The following is a 17511-nucleotide window of genomic DNA, read 5'->3' on the forward strand; positions in this document are numbered from 1 at the left end:
GTGGGCTGTCCGTTGGAAGCCGATGCGATGGGGCTGGACGCGGGTCACCACGTCCAGCTACCCATCAAGACCCTCAAGCGCGGGTCGGTGCGACCGCGGTACGCGGCCGCAGCGTGGCCATGATCAGGTACATGCCGCCGCCGATCAGCACGCCGAAGAACCAGCCATAGGTATTCCACCAGACCGGCAGCAGGTTGGTGAAGTTGGGCAGGAAGGTCGAAAACACGCTGCCGACCGCCGTCGCGGCCAGTGCGTTGACGTTCCAACCGCCTTCGTAGCGGTACTCGCCGTGCTCCTGGTAGAGCGCCGCGACGTTGATGTTGCCTTTGGCGACCAGATAATAGTCCACCAGGATGATCCCGAGCAGCGGGCCCATCGTGGCGCCGATGGCGTTGACGAAGTGCGCGGCGTTGCCTTCCCACGGCGCGAACGGGTAGAGCACCAGCGCGATGACCGCGGCGATGTAGCCGCCCTTCTTGAAGCTGACCCGCTTGGGGAACACGTTGGAGATGTCGAACGCCGCCGAGACGAAATTGGCCACCACGTTGATGCCCAGCGTGGCGACTGCGAAGGTCAGCGCCGCGATGAGCGCCAGCACCCAGCTGTCGAACCTGGCTGAGATCTGCTCGGGGTGCAGCAGCACGTCGCCGTACACCTTGAACGCGGCGATGGTGGTGACGCCGGCGACCAGCGAGAACGCGATCAGGTTGACCGGCAGGCCCCACAGATTTCCTTTCTTCACGGCGTTGCGGTTCTTCGCGTAGCGCGAGAAGTCGCAAAAGTTCAGGTACAGCGCCGCGAAGTAGGTAATCCAGGTCGCGCCCACTGCCATCAGCGCCCAGAACGAGCCGGGCTCGCCGCTGACGCCGGCGTCCCTGGTCTTCTCGAGCAGCACGTTCATCGGAATGCCATGGTCGAACGAGAAGCCGCGTGCCTTGACGCAGAGGCCTATCGCCAGGATCAGCATTGCGACCCACACCGCCGGTCCGGCCCAGTCCTGGAATTTGCGCACCGTTTCCATGCCCTTCTGGATGATGAGCAGTTGCAGCGCCCAGATGATCACGTAGCAGATCACCTCCAGCCCCGAGTGGCCGAGGAAGTGCGAGCCCTTGTGGAACGCCATCAGGCTGTCGCTGCGGATCAGCAGCGCGAGCACCGCGCCCGAAGCCGCTGCCGTCTGCGCGCCGTACCAGAAGCAGGCCACCACGGCGCGCACCAGCGCCGCCAGGTTAGCGCCCCACACGCCGAAGGAGGCTCGCGCCAGCACCGGGTAAGGCACGCCGGTCTTCTCGCCGGCGTAGCCGATCAGGTTCATCAGCGCGAAGATCACCAGCGAGCCGAGCCCGATCGCCAGCACGAAGTTGATAAAGCTGCCGCACAGCAGGAACAGGCTGGCGGCGAGGTAGTAGCCCCAGAGGCTGTGCACGTCCGAGGTCCAGACGTTGAAGATGCTAAAGGCACCCCAGTTGCGCACCCTGGCGGGCGCGAGATCTTCGTTGTACAGGCCGGGAGAAGGGTTGTGAATTTCCATCTGTGATCTCCTTTGAGTTCGTGGAACTGAGGAAACACCGCCAGACGCCCCTGGGCGGCGGCGCCCCCGCGTCTGAAACAAGCTCGTATGCAAGAACTGTATGTACTTTGCCGCACAGTTATGAATGGGTTAACCCTTAATCCAGATACATGCCGGCGCAAGCCAACCGTTCGATCCCACGCACAATGAACGCAATCGCAAGTTCGTCGTTGCTGTCTATATGACCGCGCCGATCAATAAAATTGTGCGCCACTCACCGTTGCTGCGTCCGGTCCTCATCCATCAGCGGCCATTCGATTGGCGACGATGCAAGTCGCTTCATCGGCCAATGGATGCGACTGTGCCTTGTGTCCAATTCCACTCGAGCGACTGCGTTAGGGGCTAGTGGCCGAGCGGCTGCGATCGGTCTGCGCGTTCGATCCGTTCGTGAAAATGTGAAGCAGCTTAGGGTTTCCGAGCTTGTTGGCACGTATCGCCTTGGCTAGAACAAAGAGAGTTCGCCAATCAACTCCTCCTGTCAGAGTCGTCCGCGGCGACCCGAGCCCTCTCAAACAGCAATGTCACCGCGACGGGCAACACCGCCTGGCCGCCCAGCACCACCATTTGCGACGATCTCGCGTGAGGTTTGCCCTTCGCCCTGCGGAGGAGGTCATCATGCATCACAAGCAGCTAATCAGCGCATGCGTGCTCGCGGCCCTCGCGGCCGCTCCGGCGCTTGCCCAACACGAAGAACACGCCGCTGCGGAGACGGGTGGCGGGAAGTTCGGCACCGTGAAGTTCCCCACTTCATGCAGCCCTGCGGCACAAGTCCAGTTTGAGAAGGCACTGGCGATGCTGCATTCATTCTTTTACCCGTCGACGCTCAAGGCGTTCGAGGCCGTGACCCAGATCGATCCGCAATGTGCAATAGCGTACTGGGGCCTTGCGATTGCCCAGCGCCAGAATCCGCTGGTCCCGCCTTTCGACGAGGCGGCACTCAAGCGCGGCTGGGAAGCAGTGGAAAAGGGCTTGGCGCTGGATCCCAAGACCGAACGGGAGCGCGACTGGCTACTGGCAGCCGAGGCGTTTTACAAAGACTACGACAAGGTCCCCCAAAGCCAGCGGACGTTGGCGTACGAGCACGCGATGGCGCGCTTGACGCAGAAATATCCCGACGATTCGGAAGCCGCGATTTTCTACGCGCTTGCGCTCAACGAGGCCGCGCAGCCCAGCGACAAGACGTACGCTAATCAACTCGAGGCTGCAGCGATCCTGGAGAAAATCTACCGTGAGCAGCCCGACCACCCCGGGGTCGCGCACTACTTGATCCACAGCTACGACTACGCACCGCTCGCGCAACGCGGGCTGCCGTTTGCCAACAAATACGCGCAAATCGCCCCGGCGGCGCCGCACGCACTGCACATGCCCTCGCACATCTACTCGATGCTCGGCATGTGGGAACCATCCATCAAGTCGAACGAAGCGGCGCTGAAGGTAATGCAGGAAGAAGCCGCCAGAAGCTGGCCGGGCGCCACCCACCCATCGGCACCCCATTCATGGGATTTCATGGAGTACGCCTATCTACAGCTGGGCCAGGACGCGCGTGCACGACAAGTCCGTGACGACGCCAATGCTGCCACGAAATTTCCATTTGACCGAGTGGCAACCTATACCGCGCTGGCAGCCATTCCGGCACGCTACGCACTCGAGCGCGGCGCCTGGCAAGAGGCGGCCACGCTCGAGCCGCGCGCCAGCCGCTGGCCGCAAGCCGAGGCAATCACGTATTTCGCCCGCGCGCTAGGCTGCGCTCGCAGCGGGAAGGCGGACATGGTGCAGACGAATATCGACATGCTCACGCAGTTGCGCGCCAAGCTCGAACAGTCAAACCAGCCATACTGGGCCGAGCAGGTCCAGGTGCAGATCCTGGCCGCTTCGGCGTGGCTGGCGCATGCCCAGCGCAAGGACGATCAGGGGCTCGAGCAGATGCGCGCCGCGGCCGACCTGGAGGACAGCAGCGAAAAGCACGTCGCGATGGAGAACAGGCTTTACCCGATGCGCGAGCTGCTGGGCGAGATGTTGCTCGATCTGAAGCGACCTGCCGATGCGCTGAAGGAGTACGAGGCATCGATGCAAGCAACCCCCAACCGGCTGCGTGGCCTGTATGGCGCGGCGAAGGCGGCAGACCTGGCGCACGATAAACAGAAGGCGCAGCTCTACTACGGGAAGCTCGTCACGCTCACGCAAAACGCGGACACGGTCCGGCCGGAGGTACGCCTGGCCAAGCTGTATCTTGACCAGCATTAAGGCGGCCAGCATTGACCGATGCACCTTGAAAGCTGTCGTTGAGGCTTCCCCAACATCAGCCGCAATAACAGGAATAGCAAGCGCCTTTCCACCCGCCACTTAGTCTGCCTCAAGCTCCGCAAACAGCCAGTCCTGAAAGCTGCGCAGCTTCGGCAAATCCGCACGCGACTTCAACAGATTGAGCGTGTAGCCATTGACCTTCAATCCTTCGAAGCCCAGCGGCGCCACCAGCGTGCCCGTCTGCAATTCCCGTTGCACCAGCAGCAGGCTCTCGAGACACACGCCCATGCCATCGGCCGCCGCGCTGATTGCCATGAAAGAGCGGTCGAAGCGTGGGCCGCGTGTGATGTCGAGGACGATCCTCCGATACATGCGCATCCAGTCCCGCCACCCCACGAGACACCCTTCGCTATGGATCAGCGTGTGATGCCGCAGATCCGCCACGCTGCGAATCGGATGCTCGCCATTCGCAAGCCGCCGTGAGCACAGCGGCACGATGGTTTCGAGTGGCAAGTCGAGCACCATGGTGCCCGCCGGCTGCAGCCGCCGCGCGCCATAGCGGATATCGATATCGACGGATTCCTTGATCAGGTCCACCGGCGCCGACGAAGCGTTCAGGCGAACGTCGATGTCCGGATGCAACGCGCTGAAACGCGCAAGGCGCGGCATCAGCCATTGCGTCGCGAAGCTCGGCGTCGCGTGCACGGTGAGGATATCGCTCTTCTCGACCCGGCCGATGTCGCGCGTCGCCTTGTCGATGCGTGCGAACGCCGCGCCGATTTCCTCTGCGTATTGGCGGCCCGTGTCAGTGAGGATCACTGCGCGATGCACGCGATGAAAGAGCCGCACGCCCAACTGGTCCTCGAGGAGCTTGATCTGATGACTGATCGCGGAAGGCGTCACGAACAGTTCGTCTGCCGCAAGTGCGAACGACGAAAGGCGCGCAGCGGCCTCGAAGGCCTGAATGGATTTGAGTGTGACCCGGTTGTGCATCGCAGCACCTGCATGAATTCAATTCACCGATGAGCCACTTTAATTCGTTTGAGCCGATCTGTTCAAGCGGATACGCTTTTACTCACTCGCAGCGCTCTTGAAACAAGGGATTACCCGAATCTGCGAGCACGACGAAATATCCCGCCACGAACCACCTGGCGTCTGGCTTCTGACAAGCCGGGCGCTGCCAGAAGGAGACACGCGTGAATACGAGCGAAGCCGGGCGCACCGCCCAACTCGCGGAACACGCCTACCGCATCCGCCGCAATGCGCTGCTGATGGGCGAAGTACAGGGCCAGGGCTATATCGGCCAGGCGCTCGACATCGCGGACGTGCTGTCCGTCGCCTACTTTGGCGCGATGCGCTACCGCCCCGAAGATCCCGAATGGGAAGGACGCGACCGCTTCCTGCTGTCCAACGGCCACTACGCGATTGCGCTTTACGCAGCGCTCTTCGAAGCCGGCATCCTGCCCGCCGATGAACTCGAAACCTACGGCAGCGACGATAGCCGTCTGCCAATGTCGGGCATGGCGAGTTACACGCCCGGCATGGAAATGTCCGGCGGCTCCCTCGGCCAGGGTCTCACGATCGCCGTCGGCCGCTGCCTCGGTCTGAAGCGCAAGGGCTCGGACGCTTTCGTGTACACGCTCTTCTCCGACGGCGAACTCGACGAAGGCGCGATCTGGGAAGGAATCATGTCCGCTGCGCACTGGAAGCTCGACAACCTGATCGCCATTGTCGACGTGAACAACCAGCAGGCCGACGGTCCGTCGACGCAGATCATGGCGTTCGAGCCGCTCGTCGAGAAGCTCGAAGCCTTCGGCTGGTACACGCAGCGCGTGGACGGCAACGATATCGAAGCCGTCGCGCGCGCGTTCGACAACGCCCGCAATCGCGACAAGCCGCAGCCGCGCATCATCGTCTGCGATACGAAGATGGGTTGCGGCGTGCCGTTCCTCGAAGAACGCGAGAAGAACCATTTCATCCGTGTCGATGCGCATGAGTGGAAGCTCGCGCTCGAAGCACTCGACGCCGGGAGACAAGCATGAGCACCCTCGAAAAGAAGCCGCGCCTGAAAACCTCCGCGATGATCGCGTCGATTGCGTCCGAAGGCCAGGCCACGCGTTCCGCGCCGTTCGGCCACGCGCTCGCCGAACTGGCGCGCACGAAGACGAACGTGATCGGCATGACGGCCGACCTCGGCAAATACACCGACCTGCACATCTTCGCGAAGGAATTCCCCGAGCGTTACTACCAGATGGGCATGGCCGAGCAATTGCTGATGGGCGCCGCGGCGGGCTTCGCGCACGAAGGCGCACAGCCCTTCGTCACGACCTATGCCGTGTTCGCCACGCGCCGTGCGTACGACTTCATTCACCAGACGATTGCCGAAGACAACCTCGACGTGAAGATCGTCTGCGCGCTGCCGGGCCTGACGACAGGCTACGGCCCGAGCCACCAGGCGGCGGAAGACCTCGCGCTGATGCGCGCGATGCCGAACATGACGGTGATCGATCCGTGCGATGCGCTCGATATCGAGCAGATGGTGCCCGCGATCGCCGCGCACAAAGGCCCTGTGTATGCGCGTCTGTTGCGGGGCAACGTGCCCGTCGTGCTTGACGAATACGACTATCGCTTCGAGCTCGGCAAGGCGAAGCTGCTGCGCGACGGCAACGACGTGCTGCTGATCTCGTCGGGCATCATGACAATGCGCTCGCTCGAAGTCGCGGAAGCGCTCGCGGCCGACAACATCGGTGTCGGCGTGCTGCACGTGCCGACCATCAAGCCGCTCGATACCGCGACGATCCTGCGCGAAGCAAAGCGCACCGGCCGCATGGTAATCGTTGCCGAGAACCACACGGTGATCGGCGGGCTGGGCGAAGCGGTTGCGCGCACGCTGCTCGGCGCGGGCGTCACGCCACCGTTCCGGCAGATCGCGCTGCCCGACGAGTTCCTCGATGCCGGCGCACTGCCCACACTGCACGACCGCTACGGCATCTCGACGGAAACGATGTGCGACACCATCAAACACTGGCTCGGCTAGGCAACGCCGCCAGCCGCCACAACGACCCTACTGGATTCACTCATTTACTATCAGGAGAACAGCATCATGTCAGAGTCGCGTCTTCTCGACGGCAAGGTCGCCGTCATTTCCGGTGCGGCATCGCTCCGCGGTATCGGCATGGCCACCGCGCGGATGTTTGCGAAGCACGGCGCAAAGGTCGCCATCCTCGACCTCGACGCCTCGGCGGCACGCGACGCGGCGGCATCGATCGGCCCTGAGCATCGCGGCTACGCCTGCAACGTCACCGACCGGCAGGCGTGCCAAAGCGTCGTCGAACAGATCGTCGCCGACTTCGGCGCGATCGACGCGCTCATCAACAACGCGGGAATCACCCAAGCGGTCAAGCTGCTCGACATCGACTCGGAAAGCTGGGACCGTATCCTCGACGTGAACCTGCGCGGCGTGCTGTATCTTTCACAGGCCGTCGTGCCGCAGATGAAGAAGCAGAAGAGCGGTTCGATCGGCTGCATGTCGTCGGTATCGGCGCAACGCGGCGGCGGCATTCTCGGCGGCCCGCACTACTCGGCCGCGAAAGCGGGTGTGCTCGGCCTCGCAAAAGCGATGGCGCGCGAACTCGGCCCCGACGGCATTCGCGTGAACTGCGTGACGCCCGGCCTGATCCAGACCGACATTAACGCGGGCAAAATCGACGACGACAAGCGCGGCGAGATTCTCGCGGGCATTCCGCTGAACCGTCTCGGCGTACCCGACGATGTCGCGGGCGCATTCCTGTTTCTCGCGTCGCCGATTTCGTCGTACATCACGGGCGCCGTCATCGACGTGAACGGCGGCATGCTGATTCACGGTTGATGCAGTACAAGCGCGTGCGGCTGGGTCCGGCCAGCCGCACGTGTAAAACAGTGGCCGGGCACAGACAAGCGCGCCGCAGAGCGTGTCGTCGCAAAAAGACAACTACACCGATACATCACCAATCCGTATTGGAGGAGCACATCATGAGAACCCGCTCGATCATCCGCAGCGGCATAAACCGACGCACGTTCCTGAAAGCGAGCGCGAGCGTTGCCGCCGCCGCACCGCTCTGGGGCTTGTCGCCGCGCCGCGCATCGGCCGCCGACTTCTCGTACAAGCTCGCGACCGGCCAGGACCCGACGCACCCGGTCAACGTCCGCGCGCAGCAGGCGTGCGACAAGATTCGCGCCGCGACGGGCGGCAAGCTCGACATCAAGGTCTTCCCCGCGAACCAGCTCGGCTCGGATACCGATCTGCTGTCGCAGGTGAGAAGCGGCGGTGTCGAGTTCTTCAATCAGGCCTCGTCGATTCTCGCGACGCTTGCGCCCGCCGCAGGCATCGTCAACACGGGCTTTGCGTTCCCCGACTACGACACCGTGTGGAAAGCGATGGACGGTGATCTCGGCGGCTACATCCGCTCGCAGATCGAAAAGACGGGCATCGTCACCGTGTCGCGTCCGTGGGACAACGGCTTCCGTCAGGTGAGTTCGTCGACGCGCGTCATCAAACAGCCGGAAGACCTGAAGGGCTTCAAGATCCGCGTGCCGCAGGCGCCGATGCTCACGTCGCTCTTCAAGGCGCTCGGTGCCGGCCCTGCACCGATCAATTTCAATGAGCTGTATTCGGCGCTGCAAACGGGTGTCGTCGAGGGACAGGAGAACGCGCTTCCCATCATCGCGACAGCCAAGCTCTACGAAGTGCAGAAGTCGATCAGCCTCACGTCGCACGTGTGGGACGGCTACTGGATTCTCGGCAATCGCCGCGCGTGGGAAAAACTGCCCGCCGACATGCGCGCCATCGTCACGCGCGAATTCGAGGCGGCGGGGATGCTGCAACGCGCGGACATCGCGAAGCTGAACGGCACGCTGCGCAATGACCTGAAGGCCAAGGGCATCAACATCGTCGATGTCGATCGCCAGTCGTTCCGCGATGCCTTGCGCAAAACGAGCTTCTATAGCGACTGGAAAGCGAAGTATGGCGACCAGGGCTGGAGCCTGCTCGAAAAGTACGTCGGAAAACTGGTATGAACACCATGCACACCGTTACTTTCCCTCATCCGTCGCCGCGCCGTATCGCCGGCGCGATCGATACCGTGCTCGGGCACATCGTGGAGATTCCGGCTGCGCTGCTGGTGGTTGCTGAAATCTTCGTGCTGCTGGCGGGCGTGACGAGCCGCTATCTGCTGCACACGCCGCTCGTCTGGTCCGATGAACTCGCGTCGATGCTGTTCCTGTGGCTCGCGATGCTCGGCGCCGTGGTCGCCTTGCGGCGCGGCGAGCATATGCGGATGACAGCGCTCGTCGGCAAGGCGTCGCCTTCCGTGCGCGCGTTTCTCGACGTGGTGGCCATCGCCGCGCCGCTCGCCTTCCTGCTGCTGGTGATCGGCCCCGCTGTCGACTTCGCGCAGGACGAAGGCTTCATCACGACGCCCGCGCTCGACATCTCGAATGCGTGGCGCGCGGCGGCGCTGCCGGTCGGCTGCGCGTTGATGCTTGCCGTCGCGTGTCTGCGCCTGATCCGCACGGCCAACTGGCAAATGACGGTCGCCGCGCTCGCGCTGGTGGCCGCGATTGCGGGCGGCTTCGTCGCGGTGAGTCAGCTGCTGCACGATCTGGGCAACGTGAACCTGCTGATCTTCTTCGTGGGCCTCGTCGCGTTGTGCGTGCTGTCCGGCGTGCCGATCGCATTCTCGTTCGGGCTCGCAACGTTCGGTTATCTCGCGCTGACGACGAGCACGCCGCTTAGCGTCGTCGTCGGCCGCATGGACGAAGGCATGTCGCATCTGATCCTGCTGTCGGTGCCGCTCTTCGTGTTCCTCGGGCAACTGATCGAGATGACGGGCATGGCCAACGCGATGATCGCCTTCCTCGCGAGTCTGCTCGGCCATGTGCGCGGCGGGCTGTCGTATGTGCTGGTCGGCGCGATGTATCTGGTGTCGGGCATCTCCGGCTCGAAGGCCGCCGACATGGCAGCTATCGCACCCGTGCTGTTCCCGGAGATGAAGGCGCGCGGCGCCAAGCCTGGCGATCTGGTCGCGCTGCTCGCCGCCACCGGCGCACAGACCGAGACCATTCCGCCGAGTCTCGTACTGATCACGCTCGGCTCGGTGACGGGCGTGTCGATCTCCGCGCTCTTCACGGGCGGCATGCTGCCAGGCATCGTGCTCGCCATCACGCTGTGCGCCGTCGTCTGGTGGCGCTACCGCAGCGACGATTTGTCGGGCGTGCGTCGCGCAACGCGCGGCGAGGTGCTGCGCAAACTGGCTATCGCCACGCCCGCGCTTGCGCTGCCGTTCGTGATTCGCCTCGCCGTTGTCGAAGGCGTCGCGACGGCGACCGAAGTGTCCACGATCGGCATCGCGTATGCAGTGCTCGCGGGCCTGCTGATCTATCGACGCTTCGAATGGGCGCGCCTGAAGCCGATGCTGATCGACACGGCCGCGCTGTCCGGCGCGATCCTGCTGATCATCGGCGCGGCAACGGGCATGGCATGGGCGCTCACGCAGTCCGGCTTCTCGGGCCAGCTCGCGCAGACGATGGCAGCCCTCCCCGGCGGCACCGCGATGTTCATGGCCGCGTCGGTGCTCGTGTTCGTCGTGCTCGGCAGCGTGCTCGAAGGCATTCCCGCCATCGTGCTGTTCGGCCCGCTGATGTTCCCGATCGCCCGGCACATGGGCATTCACGACGTGCACTACGCGATGGTCGTGATCCTGTCGATGGGCGTGGGTCTGTTCGCGCCGCCGTTCGGCGTCGGTTACTACTCGGCGTGCGCGGTGAGCCGCATCCATCCTGACGAAGGCATGAAGCCGATCGTCGGCTATATCGCGGCGCTGGTGATCGGCCTGATCGTGGTCGCCGCCGTGCCCTGGATTTCGATCGGGTTCCTGCACTGACGCACTGCGCTGCGTCTGGCAACCGACGCAGCGCCCTTTCCACTATCCATTTTTTTCACTCAAGCGATAGCCGCCGCCTGACGGGCGCAGCGGCAAGGAGAAGTCATGTCCGCACTCATGCCGTTGCGCGAAACGCTGCCGCTCGCCAACGCGATCCGCTTTCTAGCCATCGACGCCATCGTGCGCGCCGGCGAAGGACATCAGGGCGTGCCGCTCGGCATGGCCGAAATCGCGACGGCGCTGTTCACGCAGCATATGAAGTTCAACCCCGCCGATCCGCAGTGGCCCGACCGCGACCGCTTCGTGCTGTCGAACGGACACGGCTCGATGCTGCTCTATGCGCTGCTGCATCTGACGGGATATGCGCAGTTCGGCATCGACCAGATCAAGACCTTTCGCGAGATGGGTTCGCATTGCGAAGGCCATCCAGAATTCGATCCGGCCGCTGGGATCGAAGTGACGACGGGGCCGCTCGGACAAGGCATCGCGAACGCGTTCGGCATGGCCGTCGCAGAGGCTTATCTGAATGCGAAATTCGGTCCCGGCATCGTGAACCACTACACGTATGCATTCGTCGGCGATGGCTGTCTGCAGGAAGGCGTCGGCCAGGAAATGATTTCGCTTGCGGGGCATCTGAAGCTCGGCAAGGTGATTCTCTGCTGGGACGACAACCGCATCACCGATGACGGCAGCACGTCGCTGTCGATCAGCGAGGACGTGAGCGAACGCTTTCGTGTCGCCGGCTGGCATGTGATCGAAGTCGACGGACACGATATGGAGACTGTTTCAGCAGCGCTGGCGGAAGCGAAACGCGATCCGCGTCCGTCTATGCTCGCCTGCCGCACCGTCATCGGGCGCGGCATTGCACGCCTGCAGGGGCAACGCGGCGGACACAGCGGCAAACTCTTGGAAGCCGATGCGGACGTGGCGCGCAACGAACTCGGCTGGCCGCATGCGCCGTTCGAAATCCCGCACGACGTACTCAAGGCATGGCGCGCCGCCGGCCGAAGCAGCGAAAACGAATATCGCGCATGGCACGAACGTCTGGCCGCATTGCCCGACGATGCGCGCGCCGAATTCGAGCGCATTCAGGCAGGCCGCCTGCCCGAGGGCTGGCAGCACGTGCTTGACGACTATCGCAAGCAGGCTGTCGAACGCGGGGAAGCCCAGGCGGGCATCATGATTTCTGCCGAGATCAACGATCTGCTCGCGCTATTGCCGGAACGCATGGTCGGTTGCGCGGACCTCGAAGCGCCGACCAGCCACAAGCGCAGCCTGCATGCGTTCACCGCCGAGCATCGCAGCGGCGCATACGTGCACTGCGGCGTGCGCGAGCATGTGATGGGCGCGATGGCGAACGGCATGGCTGCGCACGGCGGCGTGATACCGCTTGCCGTCACTTACCTCGCCTTCTCCGACTATGAGCGGCCCGCCATGCGTATGGCCGCGCTGATGGGCCTACCCGTGAAGTTTGTATTCAGTCACGATTCGATTGGCGTCGGCAAGAACGGGCCGACGCATCAACCGGTGGAGATTCTTGCATCGTTGCGCGCGATGCCGAACATGTATGTGTTCCGTCCCGCCGATGCCGTCGAAGCCGCCGAATGCTGGGCGCTCGCGTACGAACATCGCAGCGGGCCGAGCACGATGGTGTTCGCGCGGCAGACGCTGCCGCTCGTGCGCACGCGTCATAGCGCCGACAATCTGTGCGCACGTGGCGGCTATGTGCTTGCCGAGGCCGAAGGCGGCAAGCGGCGTGTCACGTTGCTCGCGACAGGGTCGGAAGTCGCGCTCGCCGTCGCTGCGCGCGCACAGCTACAAAAGGAAGGCGTGCCGACCGCCGTCGTTTCGCTGCCGTGCTGGGCGTTGTTCGACGAGCAGGACCGCGGGTATCGCGACGCGGTGCTCGGCGTGAATACCGTGCGCGTCGGCATCGAAGCCGCCGTGCGCTTCGGCTGGGACCGTTATCTCGGCGAGCGCGGCGGTTTTGTCGGCATGACGGGATTTGGCGCGTCGGGGCCGGCCGATGCCTTGTACGAGCACTTCGGCATCACGCCGGCGCATATCGTCGCAGAAGCGCGGCGTCATTTCTAATCCGCTTCAATCCGCTCAACAGGATCCAGCATGCAAAAGATCGTCTTTCTCGACCGCGCCACACTCGCACCGCAAATCAGGCTGCCGCGCCCGGCGTTCGAGCACGAACTCGTCGAATACGACCATACGCGAGCCGGTCAGGTCGCCGCGCGCCTCGATGGCGCAACCATCGCGATCACAAACAAGGTGCCAATAACTGCCGACGTATTCACGAAGCTGCCGGCATTGAAGCTGGTGGCCGTCGCGGCCACGGGCACCGATTGCGTCGACAAGGACGCATGCAAGAGGCATGGCGTCGCGGTTTCGAACATTCGCGGCTACGCGATGAATACCGTGCCCGAGCATACCTTTGCGTTGATGCTCGCACTGCGGCGCAATCTGATCGCGTATCGCGATGACGTGCTGAACGGGGAATGGCAGAAATCCGGGCAGTTCTGTTTCTTCAATCACGCGATTCACGACCTGGGTGGCATGACGCTCGGGATCATCGGCGAAGGCGTGCTCGGCCAACGCGTCGCGGAGATTGCGAAGGCGTTCGGCATGCATCCGCTGTTCGCGGCGCACAAGGGGCGCGAAGGGCTCGGACCGCTCTATACCCCGTGGGACGAAGTGCTCGCGACAAGCGACATTATCACGATTCACAGCCCGCTTACGCCGCAAACGCGCGGCATGCTAGCGATGCCGGAATTCCATGCTATGAAGCGAAAGCCGCTCATCATCAATACGGCGAGAGGCGGGCTTGTGGATGAAGAGGCGCTGGTGCGGGCGCTTGACGACCAGTTGATCAGTGGCGTGGGGTTCGATGTATTGGCGAGTGAACCTCCGGATGCCAATAATCCGTTGATGCGGATCGCGGGGCTGCCGAACGTGATCGTGACACCGCATGTGGCGTGGGCTTCGGACGAGGCGCAGCAGAGGTTGGCGGATCAGCTGATGGAAAACATTGGCAGCTTCGTGCGCGGGGAGTCGGTGAATAGGGTTGTTTGAGGGGACCCCGACAGCGATTTCAGCTGATCGAACGAATACTTCGTCGCCTTCCCCTCATGGTCCTCATAAATGAGGGCAAGGCGCCCGCTACCGTCGGCCGACTTGTCGCAGGCGTCCACACCGATGTTGTAGTTTGCAGGGATATTCCACGCAAAGTCCGCTGTAACACTCTCGTACGTCTGTCCTTCTAGCTTCATCTCCGCCCCCAACCATCAAAGTACCTCTGTGCTTAGTCCTGGAGCCCTTTAGGCGGTTCGTAGCGAGGGAACCCGTTATATTCGGTGATTCGCTCAGCGTTGGCGAGCGGCCAGGAATGTCGGGCGTTGGGAACCCCGCCGTCCACGCGGATCACTGTACCGTTAATGAAGGCCGAGGCCTCCGAGAGTAGGAAAACCGCAGCGCTCGCGAGTTCAGATTCGGTACCAAAACGTTGAAGCGGCACTTTATGCTTCAGTTGGCGAAGCAATGCCTGGTATTCTTCGTTATAGCTGTCCATGCCTGCGGAGGCGATCCACCCCGGCGCCACGGCGTTCACCCGAACGCCGGCATGCCCCCATTCACAGGCTGCCGTCTCGGTCAAATTCCAAACACCCGCCCGTGCGGCGCCCGAATGCCCCATCCCGGGCATGCCCCCCCAAATATCCGCGAGCATATTCACGATCGCACCGCCGTGACCCGCCATCCATTGGGTAAAGCACTCGCGCGACATGAGGAATGTCCCATGCAGGTTGTTACGCACTACAGCGTCCCAGCCATTCAGCGAGATTTTTTCCAGCTTTGCCGGGAATTGTCCACCGGCACAGTTAAACAGGCCATCGATGTGGCCGAAGTCCGCGAGAGCCGCCGCAACCGTCTGTTTCACGCTGGCTTCATCGCGAATATCGCAAGCATATAAGCCGATTCGGTCCGCACTTTCCGGATAGTCCACATTAAGCTCGTCACGAACCGCAGTCAGTTTGTCCGGATTCCGTCCGACCATGATCAGCGTCGCGCCCAGCGAGGTAAGCTCATGCGCCGTGCAGCGACCAAGGCCACTTCCGGCACCGGTTACCATCACAACTTTTCCATCAAACAGGCCCGGTCGAAACACCGAACGGTAGCGGGCACTGACTGATTCATTTACGCGGTCCTTCATATCGTCTCTCCGAATTGGCGATGCGGGCGCCCGGCCTTTGCTGCCGACTGTTCCGTAAAAAGGAACTCCGTGAATCGGCTGCAGGTGCAATCAAGTTGCTCGATCACAGTCCGAACTTTGCTTGCAAATTAGTACCTTCAAAGACCTGAAATACGAGAAATTAATTCCATAGTTTGCAGCGCGTCTCTGCCTTGGTGGTAAAGGCCTGCTCGCCAGGGATAGTGGCTCGGCAGGCGTTTTAACCCGCATCAGATACATATCGTGAATCATGCTTCCGTCTGGGCGGATATCCGCCGCTGACTGCATCGGGTCAGGCCAGGTTGAACGGCAACTGGCGCTGCGGCTTGCCGGTCAGCCGTGCGATGGCGTTGGCAAACGCCGGCGCCAGCGGTGGCATGCCGGGCTCACCCATGCCGGTGGGTGCATCGGCGCTGGGCACGATGTGGACATCGAACTCCGGTATGTCGGTGATGCGGGCCACGGTGAAGTCGCCGAAGTTGCTCTGCTGCACTTCACCGTCCTTCAATGTGATGGCGGCGCCAGGCAGACACATAGACAGCCCCATGACCGCCGCGCCCTGCACCTGGGCCTCGACACTGCGCGGGTTCACGGCCAGGTTGCAATGCACCCCGCCGGTGACGCGATGCAGCACCGGATGCCCCTCTTGCACCGAGGCCTCCACTACATAGGCCACCACCGAGTCGAAGGACTCGTGCACGGCCACGCCCCAGGCGCGGCCGCTGGGCAACTGCTTCTTGCCATAACCGCTCTTGTCGACCGCCAGTTGCAGCGCGGCACGGTGGCGCGGGTGCTTGTCGCCGAACAGGCGCATGCGGTAAGCCACCGGATCCTGCCTGGTCGCGCGCGCGATATCGTCAAGCAAAGTCTCCATCACGAAGGCAGTGTGGGTGGAACCCACGCTGCGCCACCACAGCACGGGCACGTTGGGCGTGGGGTGGTGCACGGTCAGGCGCATCGGCAGCGGGTAAGGACCGCGCATGCCCTCTGTGGCTGTGGCGTCGACGCCGTTCTTCACCTGGAATTGCTCGAATACCGTGCCTGACGTGATGGACTGCCCGACGATGACATGGTCCCAAGCCAGCACGTTGCCGCGCTCGTCGAAGCCGATGCGTGCGCGGTGCAGATGCATCGGGCGATAGTAGCCGCCCTTGATGTCGTCCTCGCGGCTCCAGAGCGTACGCACCGGCACGTTCAGGCTAGCGGCGCGAGCGGCCTTGGCGACTTCACAGGCCTCGACCACGTAGTCGCTCGTGCCCACGAAACGCCGGCCAAAGCCGCCGCCCGCCATCTGCACGTGCATCTTCACCTGCTCGGGCTTGAGACCCAGCGCGCGCGAGGCCGCGACACCGTCCAGACCTGGACACTGGGTGCCGACCCACAGATCGGCGTGCCCGTCCGATAGCTGGACAGTGCAGTTCAGCGGCTCCATCGGCGCGTGGGCCAGGTAGGGGAACACGAACTCGGCTTCCAGCTCGTGCGGGGCAGTGGCCAGCGGTGCCATATCGGCGTCGAACTGGCGCGGGCCGGGGCGAGCGGCCAGCTCGCGGTACTGGGCCAGCAACTGTTCGCTGTTCACCTTCTCCACCGAGGCCGTGTCCCACTGCAGCTTCAGCGCATCGCGTCCCTGCTTCGCCGGCCAATAGCCGTCGGCCAACACGGCCATCCCTTCGCCACCGCGGTCCAGCGGTACGCGCAGCACTGCCTTCACTCCCTTGATGGCGCGCGCGGCGCTGTCGTCCACCGTGGTCAGTCGCGCGCCGAACACGGGCGGATGCGCCACCACGGCGGTGAGCTGACCGGGCAGGTGTGTATCGATGCCGAAGTCCTGACGTCCGCTGCTCTTGGCACGCGCATCGAGGCGTGTGGTGGGGCGGCCGATGATGCGGAAGTCCGTGGGGTTCTTTAGCGTGACCTTCTCGGGCACGGGCAGCGCCATCGCGGCCTCGGCCAGTTCGCCGTAGGTCAGCTTGCGACCGCCCGGGCCCAGCACCGTCCCGGCTTGCGTGCGCAGCGCGGCAACGTCCACGTTCCAGCTCGCTGCCGCCGCGGACAGCAACATTGCCCGGGCACGCGCGCCAAGCTCGCGGTACTGCGTGAAGCTGTTCTTGACCGAATGGGAACCGCCGGTGAGGTGAATGCCGAAGAGCGGGTCAACGTAAGCAGCGTCGTTCGAACCGTGCTGGCTGCGCACCAGATTCCAGTCCGCGTCGAGCTCCTCGGCCAGGATCATCGGCAACGCAGTCTGCACGCCCTGGCCGAACTCCAGCCGGTTGACCGTCACCGTGACCTCGCCATTCGGGGAGATCTGCACGAAGGCCGATGGCTGTTGCGTTGGCTTCAGGGCGCTGGCCGCCTGGCCGTTGCCGGTGGTTTGGCCAATGGCCAGGTAGGGAAACACGCCAAGCGCCAGTCCGCCGGCACCCGCCAGCTTCAGGAAGCTGCGGCGCGGCAGCGTGGCGGCTTCGTCGGCTTGGCCCCGGGTCAGCAGGCGCTGCAGCGCGCGCGGCATTTCGCTGTAGTCGAAATTGGGCAACATGGCG

Annotated in this window: 12 protein-coding genes and 2 pseudogenes; 8 read left to right on the plus strand and 6 right to left on the minus strand. The window is 63.5% G+C overall.

What is annotated here, in order from left to right:
- Window positions 1-73: 73 nt before the first annotated feature.
- Window positions 74-1531, minus strand: coding sequence for an NCS1 family nucleobase:cation symporter-1 (locus AC3WLT_RS20390; protein WP_492593498.1), 1458 nt, complete (start codon window positions 1529-1531; stop codon window positions 74-76).
- A 654-nt stretch (window positions 1532-2185) separates the two neighbouring features.
- Between AC3WLT_RS20390 and AC3WLT_RS20395 the strand changes: the two genes are divergently transcribed.
- The gene (locus AC3WLT_RS20395) at window positions 2186-3814 is read left to right on the plus strand and encodes a hypothetical protein (RefSeq protein ID WP_492593499.1); all 1629 of its coding nucleotides are present in this window, start codon (window positions 2186-2188) and stop codon (window positions 3812-3814) included.
- Between the two features lie 99 nt (window positions 3815-3913).
- Here the strand turns inward: AC3WLT_RS20395 and gcvA are convergent, their stop codons facing one another.
- The gene (gene gcvA / locus AC3WLT_RS20400) at window positions 3914-4807 is read right to left on the minus strand and encodes a transcriptional regulator GcvA (RefSeq protein WP_492593500.1); all 894 of its coding nucleotides are present in this window, start codon (window positions 4805-4807) and stop codon (window positions 3914-3916) included.
- A gap of 203 nt (window positions 4808-5010) precedes the next feature.
- On the opposite strand from gcvA, the gene AC3WLT_RS20405 reads away from it, so the two are divergent.
- The 7 genes from AC3WLT_RS20405 (at window position 5011) to AC3WLT_RS20435 (ending at window position 13815) form a co-directional block, all read left to right on the plus strand.
- Window positions 5011-5856 carry a transketolase gene (locus tag AC3WLT_RS20405; protein ID WP_492593501.1) on the plus strand — a complete coding sequence of 282 codons (846 nt, stop codon included), beginning with the start codon at window positions 5011-5013 and terminating at the stop codon, window positions 5854-5856.
- On the plus strand, window positions 5853-6851 hold the full coding sequence (locus AC3WLT_RS20410; RefSeq protein ID WP_492593502.1) for a transketolase family protein: 999 nt from the start codon (window positions 5853-5855) through the stop codon (window positions 6849-6851). Before AC3WLT_RS20405 ends, AC3WLT_RS20410 begins: the two co-directional genes overlap by 4 nt.
- Before the next feature lie 66 nt (window positions 6852-6917).
- Window positions 6918-7682, plus strand: a complete 765-nt coding sequence (locus tag AC3WLT_RS20415) for an SDR family NAD(P)-dependent oxidoreductase (protein WP_492593503.1) — start codon at window positions 6918-6920, stop codon at window positions 7680-7682.
- 143 nt (window positions 7683-7825) lie between these two features.
- Complete coding sequence (locus tag AC3WLT_RS20420; RefSeq protein WP_492593504.1) at window positions 7826-8869, plus strand: TRAP transporter substrate-binding protein; 1044 nt, start codon at window positions 7826-7828, stop codon at window positions 8867-8869.
- The gene (locus AC3WLT_RS20425) at window positions 8866-10734 is read left to right on the plus strand and encodes a TRAP transporter large permease (RefSeq protein WP_492593505.1); all 1869 of its coding nucleotides are present in this window, start codon (window positions 8866-8868) and stop codon (window positions 10732-10734) included. The genes AC3WLT_RS20420 and AC3WLT_RS20425 overlap by 4 nt, the downstream gene beginning before the upstream one ends.
- Before the next feature lie 105 nt (window positions 10735-10839).
- Window positions 10840-12828: a transketolase gene (gene tkt / locus AC3WLT_RS20430; protein WP_492593506.1), complete on the plus strand. Its 1989-nt coding sequence runs from the start codon at window positions 10840-10842 to the stop codon at window positions 12826-12828.
- Between the two features lie 30 nt (window positions 12829-12858).
- A complete protein-coding gene (locus tag AC3WLT_RS20435) occupies window positions 12859-13815 on the plus strand; it encodes a D-2-hydroxyacid dehydrogenase (protein WP_492593507.1) in 957 nt (318 codons plus the stop codon).
- Window positions 13816-13823: 8 nt separating this feature from the next.
- Here AC3WLT_RS20435 and AC3WLT_RS20440 read toward each other — a convergent pair.
- The 4 genes and pseudogenes from AC3WLT_RS20440 to AC3WLT_RS20455 all read right to left on the minus strand — a co-directional run.
- A pseudogene (locus tag AC3WLT_RS20440) lies at window positions 13824-14012 on the minus strand (AMP-dependent synthetase); the annotation flags it as partial.
- Between the two features lie 32 nt (window positions 14013-14044).
- Entirely contained in the window at window positions 14045-14950 is a 906-nt protein-coding gene (locus AC3WLT_RS20445; RefSeq protein WP_492593508.1) for an SDR family oxidoreductase, read from the minus strand.
- A 160-nt stretch (window positions 14951-15110) separates the two neighbouring features.
- Window positions 15111-15286 (minus strand): annotated as a pseudogene (locus tag AC3WLT_RS20450) (ABC transporter substrate-binding protein); the annotation flags it as partial.
- Window positions 15261-17507, minus strand: coding sequence for a xanthine dehydrogenase family protein molybdopterin-binding subunit (locus tag AC3WLT_RS20455; protein WP_492593509.1), 2247 nt, complete (start codon window positions 17505-17507; stop codon window positions 15261-15263). The pseudogene AC3WLT_RS20450 and the gene AC3WLT_RS20455, both read right to left, overlap by 26 nt.
- Window positions 17508-17511: the final 4 nt, after the last annotated feature.

The organism is Paraburkholderia sp. FW306-2-2C-D06C, assembly GCF_058781505.1.